The organism is Streptomyces chilikensis (genome assembly GCF_001642695.1).
In the GTDB taxonomy this organism is placed as follows: Bacteria; Actinomycetota; Actinomycetes; order Streptomycetales; family Streptomycetaceae; genus Streptomyces; species Streptomyces chilikensis.
Map to the genome: position 1 here is coordinate 192,697 of NZ_LWCC02000005.1, position 6,061 is coordinate 198,757.

Sequence of the window (6,061 nt, forward strand, 5' to 3'; positions counted from 1 at the left end):
CCCACCGTAAGGCGAATCCTGCCCGAGAGGCATACACTCTTGCGCATGACGCAAGAATTCGACCTGGACGGTCTGATCAGGCAGCGGATCCGGAGCCTGCGGCACGCCCGCGGCTGGTCCCTCGACGCCCTTGCGGCCCGCGCCCACCTCAGCCCGTCCAGTCTGAGCCGGATCGAGACCGGTCACCGCCGGATCTCGCTGGACCAGCTGGTCCCGATCGCCCGGGCCCTGGACACCACGCTCGACCAGCTCGTCGAGTCACCGCACGACGAGGACGTGGTGATCCGCCCGCAGCCGTCGCACACCCCCGGAACGACCGTCTGGCTGCTCTCCCGGGAGGCCTCGGTGCACGGAGTGACGGTGGCCAAGCTGCGTATCACCCCGGCGCTCCCGTTCACCCCGGAGAGCCTCAAGGTGCATCCCGGCCACGAGTGGTTCACGGTGCTCTCCGGCACGGCCCGCCTGCACCTGGGCGACCGGACGGTGCTGGTCCAGGCGGGCGACGCGGCCGAGTTCTCGACCATGACGCCGCACGCCATCAGGGCGCACGAGGGTCCGGTGGAGCTCCTGACGGTCCTGGACCACAACGGGGAGCGGGCGCACCTGCACGCGGGGGGCGAGGGCGCCCAGCCGTGACCCGCCGCGGGGCGCCCGGGCCGGGCCGCTCCGCACCGTCCTCCGCGCCCGTGTCGAAGAAGCCGCCGAGGGCGGCCGCCAGCGCCTCGGGCGCCTCCTCCGCGACGTGGTGGCCCGAGTCGATCCCGTGACCGCGGAGGTCGTCCGCCCAGTCACGCCAGATCTCCAGCGGATCGCCGTGGAGCTCCTCGAGATCGTCGCGCAGCGACCACAGCACCAGCGCGGGGCAGCGCACCCGCCGGCCGGCCTCCCGGTCGGCCTCCTCGTGGGCCCGGTCGACGGTGAGCCCGGCGCGGTAGTCCTCCAGCATGGCGCGGACGACCTCCGGGCGGCGCACCGCCGCCCGCCGCTCGGCGTGGTTCTCCGGTCCCATGGCCTGCGGATCGCCCCGGTACCAGCTGTCGGGGTCGGCGGTGATGACGCGTTCGGGGATCTCCGGCTGGGCGAAGAAGAACCAGTGCCACCAGCGGGTGGCGAACTCCGCCCCGGCGCGGGCGAGGTGCTCGCAGACGGGCAGGCAGTCCATCAGCGCCACCCGCGCGACCGCCTCCGGGTGGTCCAGGGCGAGCCGCAGCGCGACGAGCGCCCCGCGGTCGTGCCCGGCCAGCTGGAACCGCCGGTGTCCCAGCTCCCGCATGGCGGTCAGGAGATCACCGGCCATGGCCCGCTTGGAGTGGGCGCCGTGGTCGGGGGTGGGATCCGGCCCCCGGGAGCGGCCGTAACCCCGCAGGTCGGGGCAGACGACGGTGAAGCCCCGCTCGACGAGGAGGGGCGCCACCCGGTGCCAGGTGGCCGAGGTGCGCGGATGCCCGTGCAGGAGGAGCACCGGTGGGCCCGCGCCGCCGTGGCGGAGGAAGACCGACGCCTCGCCGGTGTCGATCGTGGTCTCGGTGAAGCCCGCGAACATCCTGCCGCCTTCCGCCACCGTCCGCCCGTCGGCCACCGTCCGCCCGTCGGCCGCCGGCCCGACCACCGGCCCGAACCGGGTACCCCGGCGCGCCGCGCGCCCACCCGCCCTGCCGCCGGCACCGGCGGTCGGCGTGAAGTCATGGCTCCACGGCGGCGGCCGGGCCCGGTGACGCCGGGCGTGCGGGATCCGGACGCGAGCCGCCGGTTCTCCGCGGAGGGCCTGGGCCGAAGACCGGTGCCCGACGGCGGGGAGGTGGTCCTCCACCGGGCCGGTGAAGGTGTGGCGCCCGGCCTGTTCCGGCCGCCCGGCCTCTCGGCCGGCGTCGGGCACCCGGCGACGCCCGGTCGCCGCGCGCCTCCTGGCCGCCGGGTTCGCCCCGCTCGGCTCCGAGGCGCTGATCGGGCCGGCCCGCGCCGACGGCTGAGGTCTCCCGGCGGGGGCGCACGCCGCGCCACGAGGGGGCGGCGCGGCAGACGCACGCCGCTCCGGGGGCCCGTGCCGCGGAGGCGGGGCGGCGGGCCGTCCGGCCCGTCCGCCGGCCGCCGTCGCGACCGGCACCCGCCCGTCCCCTCCGGTCCCGGGACGGCCGCGGCCCGCCGGGTGGCGCCGTGACCGGTCGGCGGGGTGCGCTCCAGCACCCGGCCGCGCGGGGGGCCACCCCGGACCTCCCGGCTCCGGCTCCGGCCGGACCTCGGCCCGGAGGAGTCCGCGGCAGGCCTCCCGGACACCGCGGAGTCCCCTCCGGCGCGTGAGGCGCGATGGGCGTGGCGGACGACGCGGGACGCGCCGGCGGGCGCGGCCCGCCCCGGACGCCCGCCACGCCCACGGACGCCCATGGACGCCCGCGCGCCACGGACGCCCATGGACGCCCGCGCGCCGCGGGCGTCCATGGGGTCCACGGGGCGCTCGCCGACGGCTATCGTGGCCTCATGCCGGCTCCCGAGATCGTCCGCATCGTCTCCCGCGACTCCCCCATGGCCCTCGCCCAGGTCGAGCGGGTCCGCGCCGAGCTGGCCCGGCACCACCCGTCGACGCGCACCGAGGTCGTCCCGGTGAAGACCACCGGCGACAAGTGGATGGGCGAGCTGTCCCGGGTGGAGGGCAAGGGCGCGTTCACCAAGGAGGTGGACGCCGCCCTGCTGGCCGGCGAGGCGGACCTGGCGGTCCACTGCGTGAAGGACGTGCCCGCCGACCGCCCGCTGCCCGCGGGCACGGTCTTCGCCGCCTTCCTGCGGCGGGACGACGTGCGCGACGCGCTGGTCCACCCCGGCGGGCTCACCCTCGACGAGCTCCCGCCCGGCACCCGAATCGGCACCTCCTCGGTGCGCCGGGTGGCCCAGCTGGCCGCCTCGCACCCGCACCTGACCTGCGTGCCGATGCGCGGCAACGCCAACCGGCGGCTGGAGAAGCTGGCGGCCGGCGAGGCGGACGCGCTGGTGCTGGCGCTGTCGGGACTGGAGCGGATCGGCCGGACCGACGTGATCGGCGAGGTGCTCTCCACCGAGACGATGATGCCCCCCATCGGCGCGGGAATCCTGGCCCTGCAGTGCCGTGAGGAGGACACCGGGCTGATCGAGGCGGTCGCCCCGCTCGGAGACCCGGACACCCACCGCGAGGCGGCCGCCGAGCGGATGTTCCTGCACGTCCTGCAGGGCCACTGCAACAGCCCGATCGCCGGCTTCGCCCGGGTCGACCGCACCGGTGAGCTCTCGCTGCGGGCCTGCGTCTTCACCCCGGACGGCAAGACGCGGCTGAACGCGCACGAGTGGGCCGGCCCGCTGGACCCGGCGACGCTGGGCACCTCGGTCGCCGTCACCCTGCTCCGCCAGGGCGCCCGGGAACTGATCGACTCGATCGACCACTGACGACGGCCGCTTCCCGCGCCCGCCCCTCGGAGCCACTGGAAGTTTTATGTCCGGTTTGTTTGGGTTCCTCCGTTAGAGGGAATTCCTCCTCCAGTGCTTCGGACAGGAGGCACGGCCGCGGGAAAGCGGGTCCGCAGGACCCCCCGGCGTCCCGGAACTGTCCGTGAGCGCGCCTCTCCCGCGGTGACCGCCCTGCCGGCCCAGCCGAGGGAGGTGCCCGTATGCCGGCCACCAGCACCACTCGCACCCGGACCACCCGCTCCCGCGGCCATCCACACGACGACGCCCCGGACACCGCGGCGGACTTCGCCCGCCTGGCGTCCCTCCCGGAGGGCCCCGAGCGCCGGGCCCTGCGCGACGACCTGGTCCGTGCCTGGCTTCCCATGGCCGAGCGGATCGCCGTCAACTTCCGGGGGCGCGGCGAGGCCCTGGAGGACCTCTACCAGGTGGCGGCGCTCGGCCTGGTCAAGGCCGTCGACCACTACGACCCGGCCCGCGGCTGCGCCTTCGAGTCGTACGCGGTGCCCACCGTCACCGGCGAGATCAAACGGCACTTCCGCGACCACCTGTGGACGCTGCACGTGCCCCGGCGGGTCCAGGACCTGCGCAACCGGGTCCGGCGGGCCGCGAAGGAGCTGTCCCAGACCATCCAGGGCCGTGCGCCCGCCATCGCCGAGATCGCCGCGTACACCGGGCTGACCGAGGACGAGGTGCGCACCGGAATGGAGGCGCTGGAGTGCTTCCACGCCCTGTCGCTGGAGGCGGAGCTGCCCGGCACCGAGGGATACGCGCTCGAGGACGCGCTGGGGACCGTGGAGACCGGCTACGACCTGGTGGTGGACCGGGTGGCGGTGCGGCCCTGCCTGGAGGCGCTGTCCGAACGGGACCGGGTCATCCTCTACCTGAGGTTCTTCCGCGGGATGACGCAGAGCCGGATCGCCCAGCAGCTGGGCATCTCCCAGATGCACGTGTCGCGGCTGCTCAGCGGCTGCTTCGACCGGCTGCGGGCGGAGCTGGACACGTCCGGGGAGGAGGAGCGGTGAGGACCGCCCTGGGTACGCCTCCGGCTGCCGGCCGGGGGGCGTGCCCGCGTACGGCAGTCGCCCGGCCTGGTGGCCGGGCGGCTGGGACGGGCTCACTGCCGAACCGTCCCGGGAGCCGTTCGAAAGCGAGCTCAGTGACCGGAGTGACCGGGCCCGGCGCCGTTGAAACGCGGCCGGGCGGCGGGACGGCCGGAGGGGGCGTGGCGGCGCAGCGCCACCTCGAGGGCGGCCCGTATCTCCTCGGGAAGATCGCCGGTGCGGGCCCAGAGCAGGATCATCTCGGCGACCTGGCGGAGCTTGACGTTGGTGTGCTGGGAGACCTCCTTGAGGATCGTCCAGCCCTGGTCCGGTGTCACCCGTCCGAGTACGACCACGCTGCCGATCGCCTGGTCCACCACCGCGTGGGAGGTGACCGCCTCCTTGAGCTGGGCGACCTCGACCTCGAGGGCGAAGACGCGGTCGGTCTCCGCCCCGGGGGCGGTCGCCGGCGGGGGGACCGCCCGCGCCCCGTCCCGCTCACTGTCACCCGGACGGCCCTCCGTGCGCATAGTGACCTCCGGCGTCCGTCGTAGGCTCCCGCGGGATCCTCGGGCTCATCTACATCGTCGCCATTCGTCCCGCCGCCTGCCACCGGGGGGCCTCCGGCGCCGCCCGGGGACCGCGTCACCCGGCGGGGATCCCGGTGGCCACCGTTTCGGCCGAACGGTCCGGGTACTCGACAGGCACCGGCACGAGGTCCGGCCGGACACTGGTGCCGGACCGTGCGCGCCGGCCCCTCGCCCAGGGCGCCCTTACTCGACGTGGGACTGCCATGACCGCCATGAACGACGACAGCACGCCCCCTGACGTCCGCGCCGGAAGGCCACGCTCCACCCGCCACATCTCCGGCGCTCCCGGCTGGGTGAGCCTGACCAGCCGCGATCTCGTCGCGACGCAGAAGTTCTACAGCGCCGTCCTGGGGTGGGAGTGGCGTTCCATCAGGCTGGGCGACCCCTTCCGGGTGGCTCAGGTCGACGGCGTGCCGGTCGCCGGCGTCGCCGCCGTCGCGGGCATGTGGCGGATGGCGGTCAGCTGGACGGCGTACTTCGCGGTGGAGAGCGCCGACGAGACGGCCGCCCGGGTCCAGGAGCGCGGCGGCACCCTGGCCGTCGGCCCGCTCTCGCTGCCGCCCGGCCGCGCCGCCCTGCTCGCCGACCGGGACGGCGCCACCTTCGGCATCTGGGAGGGCGAGGTCTTCGGCGCCTGGGAGGCCTGGCGGCGGGCCTCGCCGGTCCTCATCCGCCTGCACACCCGGGACGCCTTCGACTCCGCGATCTTCTACGGCGAGGTCCTCGACTGGGCCTCCGGCCGGCCCGGGGGCTGCGAGGTCCAGTACGACGGCGCGGAGGTGGTCGTGGTCAGCAACGGCGAGGAGGTGGCCCGGATCGAGTCCGGCGCCCTGGGAGCCGCGCCCGACCCGACGATCCGGCCGCACTGGCAGGTCCACTTCGCGGTCCGGGACGTCCTCGGCTGTGTCCGCGCCGCCCAGGCGCACGGGGGCTCGGTGCTCCGTTCCACGGACCGGGAGGCGGTGCTGCGCGACGCGGAGGGCGCCCTGTTCACCGTCT

6 protein-coding genes are annotated in these 6,061 nt (G+C 75.6%); 4 read left to right on the plus strand and 2 right to left on the minus strand.

Annotated features, from left to right (window positions below; genetic code table 11):
• Positions 1 to 45: 45 nt before the first annotated feature.
• On the plus strand, positions 46 to 636 hold the full coding sequence (locus A2U95_RS01015) for a helix-turn-helix domain-containing protein (protein ID WP_166020360.1): 591 nt from the start codon (positions 46 to 48) through the stop codon (positions 634 to 636).
• On the opposite strand, the gene A2U95_RS01020 is transcribed toward A2U95_RS01015, so the two are convergent.
• The gene (locus A2U95_RS01020; RefSeq protein WP_166020361.1) at positions 539 to 1,543 is read right to left on the minus strand and encodes an alpha/beta hydrolase; all 1,005 of its coding nucleotides are present in this window, start codon (positions 1,541 to 1,543) and stop codon (positions 539 to 541) included. The genes A2U95_RS01015 and A2U95_RS01020 overlap by 98 nt on opposite strands.
• Before the next feature lie 932 nt (positions 1,544 to 2,475).
• Between A2U95_RS01020 and hemC the strand changes: the two genes are divergently transcribed.
• The gene (gene hemC, locus A2U95_RS01025; protein WP_166020362.1) at positions 2,476 to 3,411 is read left to right on the plus strand and encodes a hydroxymethylbilane synthase; all 936 of its coding nucleotides are present in this window, start codon (positions 2,476 to 2,478) and stop codon (positions 3,409 to 3,411) included.
• A 221-nt stretch (positions 3,412 to 3,632) separates the two neighbouring features.
• Entirely contained in the window at positions 3,633 to 4,454 is an 822-nt protein-coding gene (locus A2U95_RS01030) for a SigB/SigF/SigG family RNA polymerase sigma factor (protein ID WP_166020363.1), read from the plus strand.
• A 131-nt stretch (positions 4,455 to 4,585) separates the two neighbouring features.
• Here A2U95_RS01030 and A2U95_RS01035 read toward each other — a convergent pair whose 3' ends face one another.
• Positions 4,586 to 5,002 (minus strand): ANTAR domain-containing protein, encoded by a 417-nt coding sequence (locus A2U95_RS01035; protein WP_166020364.1) that lies wholly within the window; start codon positions 5,000 to 5,002, stop codon positions 4,586 to 4,588.
• Between the two features lie 272 nt (positions 5,003 to 5,274).
• On the opposite strand from A2U95_RS01035, the gene A2U95_RS01040 reads away from it, so the two are divergent.
• Positions 5,275 to 6,061: VOC family protein (locus A2U95_RS01040; RefSeq protein ID WP_166020365.1), on the plus strand; the 787-nt coding region annotated here is incomplete at its 3' end.

Coding starts and splice junctions, on each gene's coding strand:
- A2U95_RS01015 (WP_166020360.1), top strand. CDS start 46: ATGACGCAAGAATTCGACCTGGACGGTCTGATCAGGCAGCGGATCCGG.
- A2U95_RS01020 (WP_166020361.1), bottom strand. CDS start 1,543: ATGTTCGCGGGCTTCACCGAGACCACGATCGACACCGGCGAGGCGTCG.
- hemC (WP_166020362.1), top strand. CDS start 2,476: ATGCCGGCTCCCGAGATCGTCCGCATCGTCTCCCGCGACTCCCCCATG.
- A2U95_RS01030 (WP_166020363.1), top strand. CDS start 3,633: ATGCCGGCCACCAGCACCACTCGCACCCGGACCACCCGCTCCCGCGGC.
- A2U95_RS01035 (WP_166020364.1), bottom strand. CDS start 5,002: ATGCGCACGGAGGGCCGTCCGGGTGACAGTGAGCGGGACGGGGCGCGG.